This is a genomic window from Cellulomonas sp. Leaf395, assembly GCF_001424125.1.
Taxonomy (GTDB): Bacteria; Actinomycetota; Actinomycetes; order Actinomycetales; family Cellulomonadaceae; genus Cellulomonas.
Genome location: NZ_LMQI01000001.1, coordinates 567,628 through 588,949 on the forward strand (window position 1 = coordinate 567,628; position 21,322 = coordinate 588,949).

At 72.6% G+C, this 21,322-nt stretch carries 17 protein-coding genes; 11 read left to right on the forward strand and 6 right to left on the reverse strand.

Annotated elements, in window-relative coordinates; all coding sequences use genetic code 11:
* Positions 1-9: 9 nt before the first annotated feature.
* On the forward strand, positions 10-1,536 hold the full coding sequence (locus tag ASG23_RS02695; protein WP_056019657.1) for an alpha-N-arabinofuranosidase: 1,527 nt from the start codon (positions 10-12) through the stop codon (positions 1,534-1,536).
* 29 nt (positions 1,537-1,565) lie between these two features.
* Here the strand turns inward: ASG23_RS02695 and ASG23_RS02700 are convergent, their stop codons facing one another.
* The 3 genes from ASG23_RS02700 to ASG23_RS02710 form a co-directional block, all read right to left on the reverse strand.
* Positions 1,566-1,892 (reverse strand): YciI family protein, encoded by a 327-nt coding sequence (locus ASG23_RS02700; RefSeq protein WP_056019660.1) that lies wholly within the window; start codon positions 1,890-1,892, stop codon positions 1,566-1,568.
* A 23-nt stretch (positions 1,893-1,915) separates the two neighbouring features.
* Complete coding sequence (locus ASG23_RS02705) at positions 1,916-2,515, reverse strand: dihydrofolate reductase family protein (RefSeq protein ID WP_056019663.1); 600 nt, start codon at positions 2,513-2,515, stop codon at positions 1,916-1,918.
* A gap of 66 nt (positions 2,516-2,581) precedes the next feature.
* Positions 2,582-3,682 (reverse strand): epoxide hydrolase family protein, encoded by a 1,101-nt coding sequence (locus ASG23_RS02710; protein WP_056019665.1) that lies wholly within the window; start codon positions 3,680-3,682, stop codon positions 2,582-2,584.
* 115 nt (positions 3,683-3,797) lie between these two features.
* On the opposite strand from ASG23_RS02710, the gene ASG23_RS02715 reads away from it, so the two are divergent.
* A complete protein-coding gene (locus ASG23_RS02715; protein WP_056019668.1) occupies positions 3,798-4,553 on the forward strand; it encodes a DinB family protein in 756 nt (251 codons plus the stop codon).
* Positions 4,554-4,654: 101 nt separating this feature from the next.
* On the forward strand, positions 4,655-5,341 hold the full coding sequence (locus ASG23_RS02720; RefSeq protein ID WP_056019671.1) for a hypothetical protein: 687 nt from the start codon (positions 4,655-4,657) through the stop codon (positions 5,339-5,341).
* A gap of 6 nt (positions 5,342-5,347) precedes the next feature.
* On the opposite strand, the gene ASG23_RS02725 is transcribed toward ASG23_RS02720, so the two are convergent.
* Together ASG23_RS02725 and ASG23_RS02730 are read right to left on the reverse strand one after the other, a co-directional pair.
* A complete protein-coding gene (locus ASG23_RS02725) occupies positions 5,348-5,737 on the reverse strand; it encodes a hypothetical protein (RefSeq protein ID WP_056019674.1) in 390 nt (129 codons plus the stop codon).
* Positions 5,738-5,768: 31 nt separating this feature from the next.
* Positions 5,769-6,536: a class I SAM-dependent methyltransferase gene (locus ASG23_RS02730; protein ID WP_056019677.1), complete on the reverse strand. Its 768-nt coding sequence runs from the start codon at positions 6,534-6,536 to the stop codon at positions 5,769-5,771.
* Positions 6,537-6,743: 207 nt separating this feature from the next.
* Here ASG23_RS02730 and ASG23_RS02735 point away from each other — a divergent pair, with 207 nt between their 5' ends.
* From ASG23_RS02735 to ASG23_RS02755, 5 genes are all read left to right on the forward strand, one after another.
* On the forward strand, positions 6,744-7,049 hold the full coding sequence (locus ASG23_RS02735) for an SHOCT domain-containing protein (protein WP_056019680.1): 306 nt from the start codon (positions 6,744-6,746) through the stop codon (positions 7,047-7,049).
* 30 nt (positions 7,050-7,079) lie between these two features.
* The gene (locus ASG23_RS02740) at positions 7,080-7,472 is read left to right on the forward strand and encodes a DUF7144 family membrane protein (protein WP_056019684.1); all 393 of its coding nucleotides are present in this window, start codon (positions 7,080-7,082) and stop codon (positions 7,470-7,472) included.
* A 76-nt stretch (positions 7,473-7,548) separates the two neighbouring features.
* On the forward strand, positions 7,549-7,926 hold the full coding sequence (locus ASG23_RS02745; RefSeq protein WP_056019687.1) for an SHOCT domain-containing protein: 378 nt from the start codon (positions 7,549-7,551) through the stop codon (positions 7,924-7,926).
* A 129-nt stretch (positions 7,927-8,055) separates the two neighbouring features.
* Entirely contained in the window at positions 8,056-10,533 is a 2,478-nt protein-coding gene (locus ASG23_RS02750; protein WP_157465491.1) for a glycoside hydrolase family 5 protein, read from the forward strand.
* Positions 10,534-10,793: 260 nt separating this feature from the next.
* Entirely contained in the window at positions 10,794-12,239 is a 1,446-nt protein-coding gene (locus ASG23_RS02755) for an MATE family efflux transporter (protein ID WP_082515695.1), read from the forward strand.
* Here ASG23_RS02755 and ASG23_RS02760 read toward each other — a convergent pair whose 3' ends face one another.
* Complete coding sequence (locus ASG23_RS02760; RefSeq protein ID WP_056019692.1) at positions 12,240-12,851, reverse strand: TetR/AcrR family transcriptional regulator; 612 nt, start codon at positions 12,849-12,851, stop codon at positions 12,240-12,242.
* A gap of 134 nt (positions 12,852-12,985) precedes the next feature.
* Here ASG23_RS02760 and ASG23_RS02765 point away from each other — a divergent pair, with 134 nt between their 5' ends.
* From ASG23_RS02765 to ASG23_RS20660, 3 genes are all read left to right on the forward strand, one after another.
* The gene (locus tag ASG23_RS02765) at positions 12,986-14,479 is read left to right on the forward strand and encodes an MFS transporter (protein ID WP_056019696.1); all 1,494 of its coding nucleotides are present in this window, start codon (positions 12,986-12,988) and stop codon (positions 14,477-14,479) included.
* 64 nt (positions 14,480-14,543) lie between these two features.
* Positions 14,544-15,854 (forward strand): helix-turn-helix domain-containing protein, encoded by a 1,311-nt coding sequence (locus ASG23_RS02770; protein ID WP_056019698.1) that lies wholly within the window; start codon positions 14,544-14,546, stop codon positions 15,852-15,854.
* A gap of 847 nt (positions 15,855-16,701) precedes the next feature.
* Positions 16,702-21,300, forward strand: a complete 4,599-nt coding sequence (locus tag ASG23_RS20660) for a hypothetical protein (RefSeq protein WP_056019701.1) — start codon at positions 16,702-16,704, stop codon at positions 21,298-21,300.
* Positions 21,301-21,322 lie beyond the last annotated feature (22 nt).

The following is a 21,322-nucleotide window of genomic DNA, read 5'->3' on the forward strand; positions in this document are numbered from 1 at the left end:
GACATACCTGTGCCCGACGCCCTGACCGCCGTCATCGACCTCGACCTGCCCGGCCCGACCATCAGCCGGCACATCTACGGCCACTTCGCCGAGCACCTGGGCCGCTGCATCTACGGCGGCTTCTGGGTGGGCGAGGACTCGCCCGTCCCGAACGTGCGCGGCATCCGCACCGACGTCGTGGAGGCTCTGCGCGCCCTGCGCATCCCGAACCTGCGCTGGCCGGGCGGCTGCTTCGCCGACGACTACCACTGGAAGGACGGCATCGGGCCGCGCGACGAGCGCCCCCGGATGGTCAACTCCCACTGGGGCGACGTCGTCGAGGACAACGCGTTCGGCACCCACGAGTTCATGGACCTGTGCGAGCTGCTGGGGGCCGAGGCGTACGTCAACGGCAACGTGGGCTCAGGGACCGTGCGCGAGATGAGCGAGTGGGTGGAGTACCTGACGCGCGGCGACGACTCGCCCATGGCCGCGCTGCGTCGGGCGAACGGTCGGGACGAGCCGTGGAAGGTGCCGTTCTTCGGGATCGGCAACGAGCCGTGGGGGTGCGGCGGCAACATGGCCGCCGAGCACTACGCGCACCTGGCCCGCCAGTACGGCACCTACGTGCGCGACCACGGCGGCAACCACGTGACGCGCATCGCCGCCGGGGCGAACAGCGACGACTACGCGTGGACCGAGGCGCTCATGAAGGCCGTCTCCTGGCTGGGCTGCGCGCGGGACCCGCGCGGCTTCTTCCAGGCGATCTCGCTGCACTACTACACGATCAACGGTTCGTGGGAGGACAAGGGCGACGCCGCCCGGTTCGACACCGACGACTGGTACGTGACGATGCTCCGGGCCTGGCGGATGGAGGAGATCCTGCGCGGGCACGCCGCGGTCATGGACGCCTACGACGCCGAGAAGCGCATCGGCCTCGTCGTCGACGAGTGGGGCACGTGGTGGAACGTGGAGGAGGGGACCAACCCCGGCTTCCTGTACCAGCAGAACACCCTGCGGGACGCGCTGGTGGCGAGCGTCCACCTGGACACGTTCCACCGGTTCGCCGACCGGGTCGTCATGGCCAACATCGCGCAGACCGTCAACGTGCTGCAGGCGATGATCCTCACCGACCCCGAGTCCGGCGCGCTCGTGCTGACCCCGAGCTATCACGTGTTCGAGATGAACACGGGGCACCACGACGCGTCCGTCCTGACCGTGCACCTGCGTGGAGACGTCCCCACCAGGGAGGTCGAGGGGACTCCCCTCCCGCTGTTGTCGGCGTCCGCGTCGACCACCGGTGACACCGCGCTCGTCTCGTTGTCCAACCTCGACGCCGACGAGCCGCTGACCCTCGTCCTGGACCTGCGCGGCCGCGAGGTCATGGGCAGCTCCGCCCGCCTGCTCACCGCGGCGACCCTCCAGACGCACAACACCCCCGAGCGCCCGGAGGCGGTCACGCCGGTGACGTTCGACGGCGTCCGCACTCACCCGCGGGGCCTGGAGGTGGAGCTGCCGCCGCACTCGTACGTGACCGTGTCACTCGCGCTGGGCTGAACCCGTCGGGTCGGTGGCGCGCGCGTCGATCAGACCAGGAACGGTCGCACCTCGACCCGACGGTTGCACGCTTTCGACCCGTCGGCCATCAGCGCGAGCGCGACGTCGAGGTCGGGTGCGTCGATGATCCAGAAGCCGGCGACGTGCTCCTTCGACTCGACGAAGGGCCCGTCGGTGAAGATCGGCTCCTCGCCTCGGGCGTCGATGACCGTCGCCGACTCGGGCGCGGCGAGGCCGCCGGCGAACACCCAGTGGCCACCCGTCCGCAGCCGCTCGTTGAAAGCATCGATCGCCACCATCTCCTCGGGCGTCCCGGAGTTGGTCCGGTCGTCGATCACGGAAACCAGGTACTGCATGGCACACCTCCAAGGTCGTGTTGCTACGCGTACTGCGGGCGGCCGGAGGGCCGGTAGGTCTGGGCCAGGATGCCCGTCGGGAACCTGCGCGACTCCAGCAGGTCGAGCGCGAAGTCCTTGCCCTCGGCGGGGAACAGCCGCGTGCCCGCGCCGACGATCACGGGGCAGACGATCAGGGTCATCTCGTCGACGAGCTCGTGCTCGAGCAGCCAGCGGATCAGCTGCCCGCTCCCGTGCACCTGCAGCTCGCCACCGGGCCTGGCCTTCAGCTCGCGGATCGCCGTCTCGAGATCTCCGGACAGCACGGTCGTGCCCGCCCACGCCGGGTCTGTGATCGTGGTCGAGGCGACGAACTTCGGGCGCGAGCTCAGCGCGCGGACGAACGGGTTGTCGAGGTCGTCCCGCACCCCCCAGTACCCCGCGAAGAGCTCGTAGGTCCGCCGTCCGAACAGGAACGCGTCGGCGCGCAGGTAGCAGTCGCCGATGTAGTCGGTCGACTCCTCGTCGGCCAGTGGCAGCGCCCACCCGCCCCGGTCGAACCCGGGGTCGATCGTCGAGTTGTTCCCACCGTTCGCCTGCATCACCCCGTCGACGGTGATCTGGGTGTTGGTGATCAGCTTCATGATCGTCGCCCTTCTCTCACCCGTACGACGAACGGCGCTGCCCCGATCCGACAGATCACCAGAATCTCAGTCCAGCTCGCGGGCGAACCGCCGCACGCGCTCTGCCATCGCTGCGGGAACCTCGGCGACCGCGAAGTGGCCGCCCTCGGGCAACCGCTCGAACACGCGGAGGTCCCGGTAGAACCGCCGTGCGACCGACTCGGGATTGTCGTGCTCGTGCCGCTGGACGAAGACGGCGGCCGGCACCTCGACCGGCGGGATGACCGCATCGGCCCCGTCGTAGGCCGTCCGGAACGAGCTGCCGATGCTCTGCGTCGCCCAGTACAGGGTGGCCTCGGTGAGGATCCGCTCGCGCGAGATGCGGCGCTCTACGGCCGCCGGGTCGCCCGCAGGGGTGTCACTCCACTCGACGAGCTTCTCGGTGATCCACGCGAGCAGGCCGGCGGGGGAGTCGTTCAGCGCGGCGGCGAGGGTGTCGGGCCTGGTGCTCTGGACGTGGGCGTAGCCGGCCTGCTCGTACCAGCCGGCCGCCATGCGGTCGTAGAACGCGCGCTCGGTCGGGTCGGTCGTCGACTCCCGTTCCTCCTGCGACAGGAAGTGCGCGTGCGTGACGACGATCCCGGCGACGGCGTCGGGGTGCGTCGCGGCCACGAGGTCGCTCACGTTCGCGGTGAGGTCCTCGCCGTAGGTGAGGTAGCTGGAGTAGCCGAGCACGTCCGTCATGAGCGCGTGCACGAGCCCGGCGAGCCGCTGCTCGGTGGGCGGGCCGTCGAGCGGTGGCGAGAACGCGAAACCCGGCAGGCTGACGACGACGACGTCGAAGTCTGGCAGCAGGTCCGCGAAGTCCAGCTGCAGCGCGAACGTGTGCGGCCAGCCGTGCATCACGACGATCGCCCTGGCACCGGGGGTCGCGGAACGCTGATGGACGACGTGCAGCGTGGCACCGTCGACGTCAGCGAGGAACTGCGGGTGCCCGTTGAGCCAGGCCTCACGAGCGCGCCAGTCGAACGTCTGCCACGACGCGACGAGGTCCCTCAGGTACGCCGCGGTCATGCCCGACGCCGGCCGTCGAGGCGAGTCGTCGAGGGTGCGCGTGCGCGCGAGTCGGTCGCGCAGGTCGTCGAGGACCGGCTGCGGGACGTCGACGGCAAACGGGCGGAGGGTCATCGAGTCACCGTACGAGCGCCCTCCGACATCCCGGCGGCCTGTGCGGGTCGACAACGCGGGAGGGCTTCAGAACAATCGAGGCAGTGCCGCGCGGGACCGCTCGATGAGGAGAGCCATGGCAGCCTTCACCCGGTCGGACGACCTGCAGGGTGCGACGTTCGTCGGAGCGAATCTGCGGGGTGCGCGATTCGTCGAGTCCGACCTGTCCGGCGTGGTGATGCGCGGGGTCGAGGTGGCAGACGCGGACATCGACGCGCCGTGGCTCCCCGACGCGGACTTCTTCCGTGTCAACGGGGTCGACGTCATCCCGTTCGTCGAGGCCGAGCTGGACCGACGCTTCCCCGGCAGGGCGCAGCGGCGCGCGGCCGATCCGGACGGCCTGCGCGCGGCGTGGGCGGTGCTGGAGCGGACCTGGGCGGCGACGCTCGAACGGGTCTCTGCGATGCCCGTCGGCACCGTCGACGTCTCGGTGGACGGGGAGTGGTCGTTCGCGCAGACGCTGCGGCACCTGGTCCTCGCCACGGACACGTGGTTGGGGAAGGCGATCCTGCGGCTCGAGCAGCCGTTCCACCCGCTCGGTCAGCTGGACTCCGGGACCTCCGGCGACGGCAAGGACCTGACGGTCTTCACGACGGGGACGCCGACGTACGGCGAGGTCCTGGAGGCGCGGGCCGGTCGGGTCGCGATGGTGCGGGACCTCCTCGCGGACGTCACGGCCGACGAGCTCGACGCGGTCCGCGCGAACCCGCACGCCCCGCAGAATCCGGAGACCGTCCGCTCCTGCCTGCACGTGATCCTCGAGGAGGAGTGGGAGCACCACCGCTTCGCCGTCCGCGACCTCGACACGATCGCAGTCGCGTCCGACGAGTGAGCCGATCACCCGCCCCCGGTGTATCTGTCGCTCTCGCCCTCGTCCCCTTCCAGGAAACGCGCGTCGCCATGGCGCACGAGTCTCGAAGGGAAGGCACTCTCATGGCACTCGGAACGCAGCTCTCGCCCACGCAGACGCTCGTCACGTTCTGCCTGTGGGCACGTCGCCACGGCTACTCCGTCGGTGAGATGCACGGGTTCTCGGCGGTCCACCCGGTCCACGCGGCCGGCTCGTGGCACTTCGACACCGATGGCGAGTTCGGCAAGGCCGCAGACATCAACAAGAACGGTCCCGACGAGCGCGACCGGCTCATCGAGGCGCTGAACCGGGCGCAGGAGCTCGGGCTCGGGGTGATCTACGCGCGGGACGGCGTCGCGGGGGTCAGCGGCTCGCACAAGAACCACCTGCACGTGGACGTCGGCCCGTTCGGCCACCTGGGTGTCGCGTCGTTCCAGCCGACGGGTGGCGGGGACGTGCTGACCGAGGCCGTGCAACGTGCGGTGCACGCGGGTCCGGACCAGGTGTGGGGCACGGACACCGACCAGCGCGTCGAGGCCGTCAAGGCCGCGAGCAACCTGATGGGTGTGGGGTTCCCCCACGGGATCGCGTTCACGCAGCGGGTGGTCGGCGTCCCCGACGACGGAGTGTGGGGAACGGAGTCCCGGCGCGCGCACGACCAGGTCACCGCCGCGATCCAGCGGGCGATCGGTCGGCCGGCGAACGGGATCTGGGACGACGCGATGGTCGCGGCGTACAACCACGCTCGCGACCTGCGCAACCGCCCCTGACCAGCGTCAGCCCGGGAGCAGCCCGCCGTCGAACGTCCGGGCGTCGCCCTCGAACGGTCGCAGGGAGTCCGGCGCGGGAAACGGCAGCACAAAACTGGCCGTCACCACGTCCACGGCACCGAAGTCGTCGACCTTGACCACGACGCGCTCGGGCGTCACCTCGACGATGCGGACGCGCTCGCGGGTGCCGTCCGGCAGGTCCAGCTGGTACAGATCGGACAACCAGTGCAGGCCGCGCTCCTCGAGCGCCTCTTCCGCGGCGAGCCAGTCGACGGTGTCCGTCACCTCGCGCCCCAGGGCGTCGTGGGCGACGAAGCCGTCGGCTTCCGGTCGGATCCATCCGAGGCGCTCGCGGTCCCCGGGGCGGCGGTGCTCGATCCAGCTCTCCGGGGGCATCGGCCGATCGTAGCGAGCGGCTGTCGGGCGGTCAGGGGCGGGTGGCCACCCACAGCTCCTCGGCGGGCCACCGGCGCGCCCAGTGTGCGGAGACGATCTCGTAGAAGGCGTGGTCACCTCCGTCGGGCGGTGCGTACAGCTCGTGCAGGGCCTCGACGACGAACCCGGACCCGCGCAGCAGCCGGACCCAGTCCCCGTGCGACGGGTGGAACTCCACCCCGCCGCCCGGCCACTGCACCTTGTAGGCCTCGCGCTGCCCGCGCAGCAGCTGCTCCTCCGCGACGCCCTCGTCCTCCGGCACGCAGAGGGCCGACAGGTGGCTGTTGGTAAGGAACACGAGCCGTCCGCCGGGCCGCAGGAGGCGCGCAGCCTCGGGGAGCCAGAGCGCGGGGTCGCACCAGGCGGCGGCGCCGTGCTCGCTGACGACGAGGTCGGCGCACCCGTCGGCCAGCGGGACCCGCTGCGCGTCGCCCTGGACCAGCGGGAAGACCGGACCGTGCTGCTGCTGGAGCCGCCGGGCGGTGGCCAGCTGCTCGCCCGAGAGGTCCACCGCCACGGTGCGGGCACCGGCGTGGGTGAGCCAGGCGGAGAAGTACGCCGTGCCGCTCGCCAGCTCCACCACGTCGAGGCCGCGGACGTCCCCGAGGACGCCGAGCTCACGCTCCGGGACCGCGAACAGCCCCCACACCGGCTCTGGCCGGAGCCACAGCTGCTCGGCCGCGGAGTCGGTGAAGCGCTCGTTCATGACGGCCCACAGCGCCCGGTTCAGCGCGGTCTCACCTGCTCGGCTGTCGGACACGCCCCGACTCTAGGGGAGCGGTGCCCCCGGTCCGGGGACCATCGGCGCAGCCGCAACTGTCCGACGCGCGGCAAGTTGCGCCCCGTGAACCTCCTGATATGCCACGATCACGCGAGACGACCGGCGGGTCGACGCCGAGGACCACGAGACGATCCGGGTCCTGCACTTCCCACCCAGCCGCAAGGACGCCGACGAGGAGATGTACTCATGCCCGGACTGATCCGAGGAGTTGCCCGCACCGCGGTCGTGGCGGGAACCGCCACCGCCGTCTCCAACCGCGTCTCGCGCCGGCAGGCCGGTCGGTGGGCGGCGCAGGGGGAGAGCGCGCAGCAGGCACCGCCCGCTCCCGTCTACGCCGCTCCGCCACCGCCGCCCCCGGCGCCGCCGGCCCCGGCCGCCGACGTGGACGCACAGCTCGCCCAGCTCGCGCAGCTCGGGGCGCTGCGGGACCAGGGCGTCCTCAGCGACGCGGAGTTCGAGCTGCAGAAGTTCCGGATCCTCAGCGGTCAGTAGTCCCGCCATCAGCACAGGAAGGACATCGCCATGAGCGAGAACCGCAGTGGTCTGGCAGTCGGTCTGAGCGTCTTCGCCGGGACCCTCCTGGTCCTGGTCGGCGTCCTGCACGCCGTCCAGGGCCTCGTCGCCCTGTTCAACGACACGTTCTACGTCGTCGGCCAGGAATGGACCTTCTCCTTCGACGTCACCACCTGGGGCTGGATCCACCTGCTGCTCGGCGTGCTCGTGGCGTTCGCAGGATTCTTCATCTTCCGCGGGGCGGTCTGGGCACGCACCGTCGGTGTCGCGGTCGCCGTGCTGAGCGCGATCGTCAACTTCGCCTGGCTCCCGTACTACCCCGTGTGGGGACTCGTCGTCATCGCGCTGGACGTCTTCGTAATCTGGGCGTTGACCGCCCACGGGCGCGACATCGTCGCATGAGCGGCCAGACTCTGGGGTGCAGCAGCGCCCGTCAATCCGTCGCGCCGACTAGGGCGCGCAATCGAGAGAAGGTTCGATGAACACGCTCGGGCAGTGGATCTGGCTCATGTTCTGGTGGTTCTTGTTCTTCGCCTACCTGATCATCCTGTTCCAGATCGTCAGCGACCTGTTCCGCGACCGTGAGGTGGGCGGGTGGGCCAAGGCCGGCTGGCTCATCGGACTGGTGTTCTTCCCGTTCCTCATCGCGTTGATCTACATCATCGCGCGTGGTGACGGCATGGCTCACCGTCAGACCAAGGCCGCGTACAACGCCCGCGTCGAGACGGACAACTACATCCGTGCGACGGCGAGCAGTTCGCCAGCGTCCGACATCACCGCAGCCAAGGCGCTGCTGGACTCCGGTGCCATCGACGAGGCCGAGTTCGCCTCGCTGAAGGCCAAGGCTCTGGCGTGATGCGCGCCTGACGACACACGACTGCGGCCCGGTGCACTGCGTGCGCCGGGCCGCAGTCGCGTCCGCGTTGGGCCATCCGGGGGACACGTCCGACGCCCCGCCGCGTTGCCGCTACGCTTCGCGATCACCATGGCAGCAACGACGCTCCTGAATCGTCCCGCGGTCCGCGCGTCCGCGTCCGCTGCGGCGGTCGTCCTCGTCATTGTCGGGGCGCTCGCGCTGCTCGACCCCTCCGGTGGGCTGCTCGCGCCGGTCGGCGGGCACGGGCTGCCGATCCTCGGTACCGGAGCGGTCTACCGCTGGGCTCCGCTGGTGATCGGGCTGCCTGTCCTGCTCGTCGCGACGGCCGCGCCGGTCTACGCGCTCTCCCGCCGCGGCCGGACCTTCGTGGTCGCCTGGGCCGCGACCGTCGGCGCCTTCGCGGTGGCCGCCGCAGCGACCGGGTTCGCCGCCGCGCTGCCGCTGGTCGGTCCGCACCTCTCGTTCTGGTCGGCGCTGCAGCACGCCGTCACCACCAGCGGCTGGGCCGGCGCCAAGGGCCTGGTCGTCGGTCCGCTCGTCGCGGTGGCGGCTGCCCTCGCCCACAGGTTCGGGTCACGGGCCACGACGGACGACACCTCGGAACCGGACCGGGACGCCGTGGGTGTCGCGGTCGCGGTCGTGCTCGTGGTCTCGGTGCTCGCCGCGGTGGGGTTCGCGGCCACCGCGTGGCGCGGTGGGCCGGTCGGCTACGCGTTCGCCGGGCCGCTGGTCGCGCCGACCGCCGCTACGGGGGTGCTGGGCACGCTGGCGGGGATCGCCGTGTTCGTCGGCGCCTTCGCGCTGGTCGTCCGATGGCTGACCGGGCGGGTGGTCGCCGCGGTCTGGCTCGCGGCCGTCGTGGCGGGACTGGCCCTCGGGATCGTCGGCGCGGTCATCGCGGCGGGGACGTCCCGCCTCCCCGATGCCGGACCGGACAGCTGGTGGATCGCCACCACCCTGATCAGCCTGACCACGGGCATCGGCTACGGCGTCGCGGTCGGTCTGGTCGCGACGACGGTCACCGCTGTCGCGTGGCGCTGGCGGTCCCGGCTGCCGCAGGCGCCGCACCCGCGGTCCCGGCTCGTCGTCGGCGCAGCGGTGGCGGTCCTCCTGCTCGCGCTCCCGGTCCTGGTCGGGGCTCCGGCCGCGGCCGGACCGCAGGAGACCGCACCGGTCGCGCCCACCGGCGGCATGGAACCTCTGACGGTCCTGCCCGCTCCGGAACCCGGCGGACTGCCGATCATCGGCGACGTGACCGGCCGGCAGGTCGTCCTGCGCGGCGTCAACGTCAACCAGCTCATCGACTACCACCTGCGCGACCCCGAGGTCCCGGCGACGCAGCCGCTCACCGACGACGACTTCGCCGCCATCGCCGCGATGGGCTTCAACGTCGTCCGCCTCGGCATGTCCTGGTCCCGGCTGGAGCCGACCCGGGGCGACCTCGACGAGGACTACCTCGACCAGGTCCGCGCCGCGGTGGCCTCCGCCGAGGAGCACGGCCTCTACACGGTGCTCGACCTGCACCAGGACGCGTGGGGCAACGCACTGGCGCGGCCCGAGCAGCAGTGCGACGGCGGCACGTCGGCCACCACCGGGTGGGACGGGGCACCCGCGTGGGCGACGATCACCGACGGCACCCTGCACTGCCAGTTCCTGGCCCGCGACCTCGCGCCCGCGGTGGCGACGGCGTTCGGCAACTTCTACACGGACCGGGACGGCATCCAGACAGCGCTCGTGCGGACGTGGGCGACGGTGGCGGGCGCCTTCGCGGACGAGGCGGCCGTGGCCGGGTACGACCTGCTGAACGAGCCGGGCATCGGCGCGATCCCGCCGACCACCTCCGGTCTGCTGCTCGGGCGCTACTACGACGCGGCGCTCACCGCGATCCGTGAGGCCGAGACGACAGCCGACGGCTTCCACCACCTGGCATTCTTCGAGCCGAGCGTCCTGTGGTCCGGGCTGGCGTTCGACGTGACGCCGCCACCGGGGTTCACCGACGACCGGCTCCTCGTGTTCGCGCCGCACCCGTACAGCGAGTCGATCACGATGGAGCAGGCCTTCGGACTGACCATCGCCTCGATCGAGCGGAACCTCACCGTGTCCGCCCGTGCGGCCGCGTCGTACGGGGCGGCGCTGTGGGTGGGGGAGTGGGGCTGGTTCGGGAACCCGGCCATCGACGGGGCCAAGGTCGACCGCTTCGTGGACGCGCAGAACCGGCTCGGCATCGGCGGAGCGTTCTGGGTGTGGCGGCAGGGCTGCGGGTCGCCGGAGACGGGGTCGGACGCGACCTCGTCGGGAAACCTCGTCTCGGTCGACTGCGCGACCGGTGAGCTGAGCCCTCCGCCCGAGGGATACGCGACGCCCCTGTCCCGGGCGTACCCGAGGGATACGCGACGCCCCTGTCCCGGGCGTACCCGAGGGCGTTCCCCGGTCGGCTGGACTCGTTGGCGTCCGAGCCGAGCGGTCGGGACCTCACGTTCTCTGCGACCGTCGACGAGGACGGCGCCAGCTGCCCGATCGACGTCTGGTTCCCGGGCGACGCGACGCCGCACGTCAGCTCGACGGGCATCGACGACGTGGAGTTGACCGAGGTGCCCGGCGGCTGGCAGATCAGCGGGTGCGCGGCGGGCACGTACTCCCTGTCCGTCTCGTCCTCGCCGTGATCGTGTCCGCGATGTCCGACCCCTCCTGATCCTCGCCGCAACTTCGTCGGCAACGTCACGCCCCACTGCCCGAAAAGGGCTTCGTCGACGGCGGGTCGTATCGATACGATCGATTCACGACGCGACCCGGCACCACCGATCACCGCGGACGTCCCACCCGCTCTCCAGTCCCAAGGTCTCGCTGTGCCCAAGGTCCTCACCGCCGGTCGTCCCTGGCGTGTCATCCTCCTGTTCGCCGTCCCCCTGCTCGTCGGCAACGTCGTCCAGCAGCTCTACCAAGCGGCCGACGCCGTCGTCGTCGGTCGCGTGCTCGGCGTGGACTCGCTCGCCGCGGTCGGCGCCACGGGCGCCCTGCTCTTCCTCCTGCTCGGCTTCGCATGGGGAATGACGAACGGCTTCGCGATCCCGACCGCGCAGGCGTTCGGCGCCGGCGACCACGCGGCCGTGCGCCGGTCGGTCGCGGCCGGGACGGTGCTGTCGGGCGCGACGAGCGCGGTCCTGACCGTGGCGGCGCCGCTGCTGGCGGCTCCGGCGCTGCGGCTGCTCAAGACGCCCGAGGAGCTGCTCCCGGAGGCGACGACCTTCGCGGTCATCAGCTTCCTGGGCGCCAGCACGATGATGTTCTTCAACTTCCTCTCGGCGATCATCCGGGCGATCGGTGACTCGCGCACGCCCCTGGTCTTCCTGACCATCAGCTGCGTCCTGAACGTCGTCCTGGTGGTGGTCGCCGTCGCCGGTCTCGGCATGGGCGTGGCCGGCGCAGCGGTGTCGACGGTCCTGTCGCAGGGCGTGTCGGTCGCGCTGTGCCTGGCGTTCGTGCGGCGCCGCGTCCCGGTGCTGCACGTGCACCGCGACGAGTGGCGCGTGAGCGGGGTCGACCTGCGTCGCCATCTGCGTCTCGGACTGCCGATGGGGTTCCAGGCGGCGATCATCGCGATCGGCACCCTCGCCGTGCAGGTCCGGCTGAACGAGCTCGGGTCCGACGCGGTCGCCGCGTACACCACCGCGGTCCGGGTTGACGGTCTGGCCGTCGCGCTGCTGGCGTCCCTCGGGCTCGCGGTGTCCATGTTCGTCGCGCAGAACCTCGGCGGCGGGCGGCCGGACCGCATCCGCCGCGGCGTCCTGCAGGCCATGGGTCTGTCGGTCGCGGGCTCGCTGGTCCTCGGTGTCGTGCTCGTCACCGGCGGGTCCACGCTCGTCGGCCTCTTCGTCGGCGACGGCGAGGAGCGCGTGGTCGAGATGGCCGCGCACTACCTGCTGGTCAACGGCGCGCTGTACGTCGTGCTGGGCGTGCTGTTCGTGCTCCGCGGCTCGCTCCAGGGCCTCGGCCAGACCGCCGTCCCGACGCTGACCGGCGTGATCGAGCTGATCTGCCGGGTCGGCGCAGCAGCCGTGCTCGGTGCGGCCTACGGGTACAGCGGCGTGGTGTGGGGCAACCCGCTCGCGTGGATCGGGGCGGTCGTCCTGCTGGTGCCCGCCTATGTGGTGGCGTCGCGGCGGCTCGCGCTGCAGCCGGTGAGCGAGCCTGTGGTCCCGGAGGTGATCGCGCGGCGGCGGATCACGAGGCTGCGGCACCGCGGACCGTCGGCCCGCAAGCCCGTGCGGCGGTCGCGCGTCCCGTCGGCCTGATCAGGCGCCGGTGGCCAGCGGCAGGATCACGGTGTCGATCATCCGCACCACGAACTCATCGTCGACGTGCTGGCCGGCGACCATCTTGCGGTAGGAGATCATCGCGGGCGCCACGGCCGCCACCATGTCGAGGTCGATGTCCGCGCGGAGCTCTCCGCGGGCCTGGGCACGTTCGAGGATCTCCCGCATCAGCGCGACGCGTGAGCGCACGAACTGCTCCTGGAAGACGGCGGCGACCTCGGGGTTCTCGCGGACCGCGGACATGAGCCCGGCCATGAGCTCGCTCTGGTCCGAGCTCTTGCGGCCGAAGCGGACGGACAGCAGATCGCCGCGCAGCGTTCCGGTGTCGGGCACGTCGCCGATCGACATCGGGCTCCCGGGACCACAGACGACGGCGTCGACCGTGAGCTGCACCTTGGACGCCCACCGGCGGTAGACGGTGGCCTTGCCGGCCCCGGCGCGCTCCGCGACGGCGTCCATCGTCATGCCGTCGTAGCCGCGCTCCGCCAGCAGCTCGCGCGCCGCGGCGAGGATCGCGTCGTCCTTGGAGTCGTCCCGGCGCCGACCGGGTCGACGCGCGACCGGGGCCTGCGTCGCCTCCACGTTGCTCATGCCTGCCTCTCGCCGGCTCCCTCGTCGGAGCCACACCGTATCTCGAATCGATCTAACGATACTCGAGGGTTCCGGAACTGCCCAGTTCTGTATTAGTGTCGATCCACCGACCACGACGTCCCAGGAGCAGCTTCATGTCCTCCCCCACGCAGGCCCCGCCGGAGAGTCAGCACCGCTGGCTCGTCCTGGCCACGGTCGCCCTCGCCCAGCTGATGGTGGTCCTCGATGCGACCATCGTGAACATCGCGCTGCCCTCCGCCCAGGCGGAGCTCGGGTTCAGCGACAACGACCGCCAGTGGGTGGTCACCGCCTACGCGCTGGCCTTCGGCAGCCTGCTGCTCCTCGGCGGCCGCCTCTCCGACATGTTCGGCCGCCGCCGCATGTTCCTCATCGGCCTCGTCGGCTTCGCGGTCGCCTCGGCGCTGGGCGGCGCCGCGCAGACGTTCGAGCTGCTCGTCGGCGCACGCGCCCTGCAGGGCGTGTTCGCCGCGGTCCTCGCCCCGGCGGCGCTGTCCGTGCTGACCACCACGTTCACCAACCCCAAGGAGCGCGCCCGGGCGTTCGGCGTGTTCGGCGCCATCGCCGGCATGGGCGGCGCCATCGGCCTGCTGCTGGGCGGCTACCTCACCGAGAACTTCGACTGGCGCTGGAACCTCTACGTCAACGTGGTGATCGCCCTGATCGCGTTCGTCGCCGGCACGGTGCTGCTGTCCCGGGTGGACACCAAGCACGACACCCAGATCGACGTGCCCGGCGTCCTGCTCGTCTCGACGGGCCTGTTCGCGCTGGTGCTCGGCTTCTCCCAGGCCGAGCCCCAGGGCTGGGACTCCCCGGCCGTGTGGGGCTCGTTGGCCGCGAGCCTCGTGCTCCTGGTCGGCTTCGTCCTGCGGCAGCGGACCGCGGAGCACCCGCTGCTGCCCCTCTCGATCGTCCGTGATCGCGACCGCGGAGCCGGGTTCCTGTCGATCCTCGTCGCCGGCACCGGCATGTTCGGCGTCTTCCTGTTCCTCACCTACTACCTGCAGCTGACGCTCGGGTACGGGCCGATGCAGACCGGGACCGCCTTCCTGCCGATGGTGCTCTTCATCGTCATCACCGCGCAGGTCCAGACCAACATCCTGGTCCCGCGTTTCGGCCCGAAGGTCGTGGTGCCGGCCGGGATGGTGGTCGGGGCGCTCGCGATGCTCTGGTTCACCACGCTCGAGGTGGACAGCAGCTACAGGCTGGTGCTCGTCGGCCTCGTCGGCATGGGGATCGCGATGGGCTCGATCATGCCCGCGTCGTTCCAGATCGCCACGCTCGGTGTCCCACCCCGCCAGGCCGGCGCCGCGTCCGCGATGGTCTCCACCAGCCAGCAGGTCGGCGGAGCGATCGGCACCGCGGTCCTGAACACCCTCGCGGCGACGGCGGCCACCGCCTACGTCGCCGACCATGCACCCGCGACGCCCGAGGTGATCGCCGCCGGAGCGGTGCACAGCTTCTCGGTCGCCTACACCTGGTCGGCGGGGATCTTCCTGCTCGGTGCCGTCGTCGCCGCGTCGCTGTTCCGCACCCGTCGGGATCGCGACGCCCGGCTGGCCGACGCAGCGCGGGCGACGCGCGACGAGGCTCCGGCGCTCGCCCACTGACCGCCCCGTGCGTCGCCGGCGTCCTCCGCTACCGGTGCCCCTCCGCGCTCTCTATCGTGAGAACGTGAATCCGCTGAGCCGACGAGTGCGCGACGCCCGGGAGAAGGCCGGGCTGAGCCAGGGGCAGCTCGCGCGGCAGGCAGAGGTGCACCCGACGTACATCTCGCACGTGGAGAACGACCGTCGCGGCTTGGGCGAGGACGCGCTCGCCAGGGTGGCCCAGGCGCTCGGTGTCTCGGTGTCCTACCTCCTCGACGGCGAGCAGGCTCCCGACTACCGGTCCGCGGAGGGTGCCCTCGTCGAGGCTCGTCGGCTGTCGCGCACAGGCGAGGTGCGAGCCGCCGCGGACGTCCTCGCGCAGGTGGACGTGTCGGCTCTGGATGTCGACACCGCGGCGCGGGTCGGGCTCGCACACGCCGAGGCCCGCGACCTCGCCGGTGACCTCGAGGGATCGGTCGACGCCCTGGAACGCCTCTGCGCGCGGCTGATGGACTCGCGCCGGTACCTGCAGGCCGCGTACGCCGCGATGCGGATCGTCATGGCCCTCACCGAGATCGCCGACCTGCACCGCGCCGTGACCCGCGGGGAGCACCTGCTGGCCCAGCTCCCGGCCTCCGCCGCGGGCAGCGACGAGGTGGTCCGGCTCGAGTCCACCATCATCTGGGCGTACGTCGCCCGCGGCGACGCGACGTACGCGCGGTACCGCGGTCGGCAGCTGCTCGCGCACACCCGACAGCACGGGTCGGCCCGGGCGGTGTCGTCCGTGCACTGGAACCTGGCGTTCGTCGACGACGCGCTGGGGGATCCTGACGCGGCGCTCGCGCAGCTCGAGTCCGCGATCGCGCTGGCGGGCGCCGACGAGATCGACCGCGACCTGCCCCGCCTGCGCCTTGACCGGGCGTTCCTGCTCCTCTCCGTCGATCCCCCGCGGGCCGCGGAAGCGCTGGCGGACCTCGATGCCGCGCAGACCGCCCTGGAGGTCAGCGAGTCACAGATCGAGCTGGCCCGCGCCGACTCCGTCCGGTCCCGCGCCTGGTTGCTCCTCGACGACGCGCCGGCCGCTGCGCGGTACGCCAGCCGGGCTGTCGAACTGCTGCGGGAAGGCGTGCGTCGCGACTCCGCGTCCGCGCACGAAGCGCTCGGCGACGCGATGCTCGCCCAGCGGGCGCGACCGGAGGCCGTCAAGGAGTACCGGTCGGCAGCCGAGCTGCTCGACATGATCTCGTCCGGACGGGCCGCCGCAGTGCTCTGGCGTCGCATCGGAGACCGCCTCCGGGTGGCCGGCGACGAGGACGACCGGGTGGCCGAGGCCTATGGCCGCGCGCTCGCCGCCGCCGGCATCCGTGGAGCGCTGCCCCCGCCGGCGAGGGCCTGAACGCCGTCTACCCCCCTGGTGTCCTGCGTCATTGCGCCCTAGACATGGGCTGGGGACCATTCCAGGTGTACCGGAACGTCCGGTGCACGCTCGGAAAGGTGCCCTCATGAAGAAGCTCAGCATCGTCGTCGTCATCGCCCTCACCGCGTTCGCCGGCGTCGCCGGCGCCACGGCGGCCTCCGGCTCCACCCAGGTCGCCGCACCGTGCTGCAAGCAGGCGATCTGACACACCGGCCGGACGCGACGCCGCACCTGCCCCCGAGGCCCGGCGCCGCGCGAAGGCATGAAGGAGAGCATCGCCTCGTCTTCCCGCTGCCCTCTGGGCTGCCGGGGGAGCCCTCGCGCCCGCGGCCGACGCCCGTTCGTGGCGCCGCGCTGCACCTCCGGCACCCGAACGTCGGAGCCTGTGGCGTCCCGCACCCTCGTGCGGCGACGTCCACGTGGTCGACGATCACTCCGGCGTGTCCGTCTGCACGGAGCGGGCGGCCGTGCGCCCGTGATTTCGGTCGTCCCGGCACCTCCACAAGCGGGCGCGCGTGGACCGCCCGGCTCCGGGTTGGATCGGCCAGGATCAGCCAAGATCCAGGTGATTCTCAGGTTCGAGGATTCACCCGGACGGGCAGCCTGGACGTTTGACCAGCACGGCATTCGTGCCGCACACTCGTTCTGACGGTGCGCATCGCCTGCCCCCTGCGCGGTGCGCACCGTCTTCACGTCCGGAGAGCGGGACGGGTCCCCTGACCCGTCCCGCTCTCCGCGTCTGTGGGGTTGCCTCCCCGCTGTGTACCTCGTCTGCACCGGCGCGCCATGCCCGTGATCACGCGGCGGCGCGGTTAGCGTTCCCAGGGTGACCGTCCCCGTGCGCACCTCCGGCCCGGGACCCGACCAGGCTCCTGAGACCGGCGCAGACCCAGCCGACCGCCCGTTGCTCGTCGAGCCCCCGAGCCCCGCCGAGCTCCTCGAAGGTTCCGTCGCCACCTGGCGGGCCGCCCTCGTCGAGGCCGCCGGCGGGTCGACGCTCGTCGACGTCGAGCTGCTCGGCGACGCCGCGCTGGACCTGTCGGCCGCCCACCCGTCGGGCATCTCCCAGCTGTACGCCGGCCGCGAGACCCGGCTGTCCAACCTGGTCCGCGAGGGTGCGGCGCTGTCGACCGCGCGCCGCCGGGCGCGGGCCGTGAGCTCGCGCGCCGCGGTGTACGCCCAGCGCTACGGGATCGCGCCCACGTCGCTGGCCATCGGCGTGGCCACCTGGACCGAGCGCACCACCCCGGACATCGCCAGCGACGACGTCGCCGCGCTCGCGTCCGTGACCCGGCAGCGGACGCCGGACGACGAGCAGCTGGCGGACGTCGCGCCCCGGATCGTGCGGGCGCCCGTGCTCCTGCGGCCCGTCACCCTGCACGCCCGCGGGTCCGGCGAGAGCGACTACGAGCTCGCCCTCGAGCCGTCGCTCGAGGTCAACCCGGTGCTCGCACGGGCCTTGCGGACACGCGGCGCGCTCCTCGACCCCGGCGCGGTCGCGCGCGGCACGTTCACGTCCAACGGGTTCGACCCGCGCGGGGCGCTGCACCGGCTCGCCTCCTTGGGCGAGGCCGTCCTCGACGACTTCTCGATGAGCGAGCGCGTGGTCGTCGGCACCTTCGTGCACCCCGGCCAGATCCTCGTCGACGACCTGGACAACCTGTCTGGGACGCTCGAGCGCCACGAGGTGGTCTCCGCGCTCGCGGGGGTCGAGGAGTCCCGTTCCCGCCTGCGGCGGGTCCTGCCCGCCCCGGTCCACGGCGACCGCGACCCCGGCCACGAGCGCGGCGTCGGCGACCTCGACCCCGCGCAGCAGCACGTCCTCGACGTCGTGGCGACGGGCACGCACCTGTTCGTCGACGCCCCCGCCGGCGCCGACGCTACTGGGACGCTGGCCGCACTCGTCGCCGACGCGGCCGCCACGGGTCGCACGGTGCTCTACGTGCCGGGACATCGTCGTGCGGCCACGGCGCTCGCGGACCGGCTCGCCGTCCTGGGTCTCGGTGACCTGCTGCTGGACGTCGCACCGGACGCCGGGTGGCGGTCGGCGATCTCCCGCCGCCTGCTCGGCGCGATGACCCTCGAGGCGCCCGCGGTCGACGCGGACGGTGTGGCCGCCCTGCGCAGCGAGCTCGTCAGCACGCGCGAGCGCCTGCGGGCGTACGTCGACGCACTGCACGCGGAGCGCGACCCCTGGGGTGTCTCGGCGTACGACGCCCTCCAGCAGCTGGCCCGTCTCACCTCGACCCGACCGGCGCCGAAGACGACCGTGCGGCTGTCACCCGACGTCGCGCGCGTGCTCGACGCGCCGCGCCGCGCCGAGCTCACGTCCGCGCTCGTGCAGGCCGGTGAGCTGGGCGCGTTCCGGGTCCGTCCGACGGACACGGCCTGGTACGGGGCGGACCTGCGGACGCGCGCCGACGCCGACAACGCGGTGCGCAGGCTCGAGCGAGTGCTCGACTCGACCCTGCCGGCGCTCGTCGCGCGGACCGCGCAGGTGGCCGCAGAGACCGGGCTGACGCAGGCGACCACCGTCATCGCGTGGGTGGAGCAGCTGACGATGCTCGACGGCGTCCGGGCGGCGCTCGACGTGTTCTCCCCGATCGTCTTCGAACGCACCGCCGCCGACCTCGTCGCCGCCACCGCCACCAAGGAGTGGCGTGCCGAGCGCGGCGTCGACATGGGCTTCTGGCTGCGCCGTCGGCTGCGCAAGCAGTCCAAGGACATGGTCCGTCCCGGCCGGCCCGTCGCGGACCTGCACGCACGGCTGCTCGAGGTGCAGGCGCAGCGGGAGATCTGGCAGGCGCACTGCCCGTCCGGCGGGTGGCCGCGCCTGCCCGACGGTCTCGAGCACATCGAGGAGGAGTTCGCCGCGGTGCGCGCCGACCTCGACGCTCTCGACGAGGTCCTCGCCACGACGCCGGGCGGAGGCGGCCTGTCCAGCCTGCCGTTCGAGGCACTGACCGAGCGCCTGACGCGGCTCAGGTCCGACACCGACGCCCTCGCGGACCTCCCCGAGCGCACGGGGCTCCTCCACCGCCTCCGCTCCGCAGGGCTGGGCCCGCTCGTCGACGACCTGGCCACCCGCCGCATCGACCCCGCCCTCGCGCCGGCCGAGCTGGACCTGGCCTGGTGGAGCACGGTGATCGAGCAGATCCTCAGCGAGGACCCGGCGCTCGCCGGGTACGACGGCGCCGCGCTCGGTGCGCTGTCCGCGAGCTACGCGACGCTCGATCGCGCCCATGTGAAGAGCCTGTCCGGCCCTGTCCTCGGGGCGGTCGTCGGGCACGTCTCGCACGCGCTGCGCCAGCACCGCGAGCAGGCCGAGGCGCTTTTCGCCGACCTCATCGAGGAGCGGCTCACGTCGCTGCGGGACACGGTCGTGCGACACCCTGAGGTCGCCCGTCGGCTGCGACCCGTGATCGCTGCCAGCCCCATGCTGGTCCCACAGGTGTTGCCACCGACGCGCACCGTCGACCTGGTGGTCATCGACTCCGCGGCGCACCTGCCCGTGGAGGTGGCCCTCGCTGCCGTCGCCCGCGGTCGGCAGGTCGTCGTCGTCGGCGACGCGCGCTGCGCCTCCGGAAGCGCCGTCCGGGAGCTCGCGGCCGTGCTGCCCTCGGTCGCGCTGCGCGCCGACTCTTCCCGTCGCGACCCGTACCTCACCGCGTTCCTCGCCGCCCACGGCTACGCCGGCGTGCTCCGCCCGACGCCTCTGCCCCAGCACCGGCCGCTGGTCAGCCTCGACGTCGTCGACGGCACGGGCATGCCGGACCCGGCGACCGGGTCCGTCGAGTCGACGCGTGAGGAGGTCGAGCACGTCGTCGAGCTCGTGCTGACCCACGCGCTGCTGCGGCCCGACGAGTCGCTCGCCGTCATCACCGCGACCCAGACCCACGCGGAGGCCGTCCGGGAAGCGGTCCTGTCCGAGGTCCGCGGCAACCCCGCGCTCGCCGCCTTCTTCGACTCCGGCCGTGTCGACCCGTTCGTCGTCACCGACCTGCCCAACGTCGCCGGCCTGCGCCGCGAGGCGATCGTCCTGTCGCTCGGCCTCGGCCGGACCCCGCACCGCCGCGTCCTGCACACCTTCGGGCCCATCACCGGACCCGGGGGCGACGCGCTGCTCCTCGACGCTCTCGGCTCCACCCGGCACCGGCTCACCGTCGTCGCGTGCTTCGGGTCCGACGACCTCGATCCCGAGCGGCTGCGCGGCCCTGGCCCTCGGCTCCTGGCGGACCTGCTCGCGTTCGCGGCGCGTCGCGGTGCCGGCCAGGACGTCGCCGACCTCGTGACCCCGCCCGAGCCCACCGACCCGCTGCTGCGCTCGTTGGCCGCCGCCACCGCCGCTGCCGACCAGGCCCTCGCCGCTGCCGCCGAGCCCGACCGCCTGCTGCTGGACCTCGCCGAGCGCCTCTGGAAGCACGGGCTGCTCGTCGAGGCTGACCACGGCATCCCCGGTGGGGACCGGATCCCGCTGGTCGTCGGCCACCCCGACCTGCCCGGCGAGATGCTCGTCGCCGTCCTCACCGACGACGAGGAGTACACGGCCGAGCCCAGCGTCCGCGTCCGTGACCGTCTCACCGCGGACCGCCTCGAGCGCGTCGGCTGGAGCGTCGTCCGCGTCTGGTCCGCCGCCGCGTTCATGGACCCGCAGGCCGAGGTGGACCGCATCCGTCGCGCCGTGCACGCCCGGGTGCCAGCCCCTGCAGCCCCCCGCACCGCGCCGCTGCAGCTCGGCCTGATCGACGAGGTGGACGAGGTCGAAGAGCTGCCCACGCCCGCGTCGTCCGCCCGGTCGGCCGCGCGCGCCGCCGCACGCGCGGCAGCCCACACCGGCGAGCCGCGCCCCGCGACGGGGGTGTGGTCGACGATCGACGTCGTCGAGGCCGCCGCCGCTGCGCGCGCGGCAGAGCCCTCCGGCAGGCGTCCGCTGGAGGCGGGTACCGATCCCGCTCCTGCCGGTGTGGGTGCGACGCCCGCCACCGCCGACCCGGACGGTCGGTCCTCTGACGCAGCCGGTGCCGCGGCCGACGATGATGTCGCCGGTTCCGCGGGCGACGACGATGCCGCCGGTTCCGCGCGCGACGATTCGGCCGCGTCCGCGCACGACGACGGTGCCGCCGGTTCCGCCGCCGGTGACGACGCCGCCGGGTCCGCCGGCGACGACCCGCACCCGCCCAGCCGTCCGCTCCAGCTCGCGCTCGCGGTGCCCACCCGACAGCGCCCCGACGTCCGTCGTGGTCTGCCCATCGGCGCCTACAGCGACGACCAGCTCGACGAGCTGGTCGCCTGGCTCCAGTCCGACGAGCAGGAGCGGACGCGCGAGCAGCTGGCCGCCGCCCTGCGCGACGAGCTGGGCATCACGCGCCGGTCCTACCGGATCGACACCGCGGTCCGCAGTGCGATCACCCGCGGGATGCGCTGACAGGTCTGTCCGTCGTCCTCCG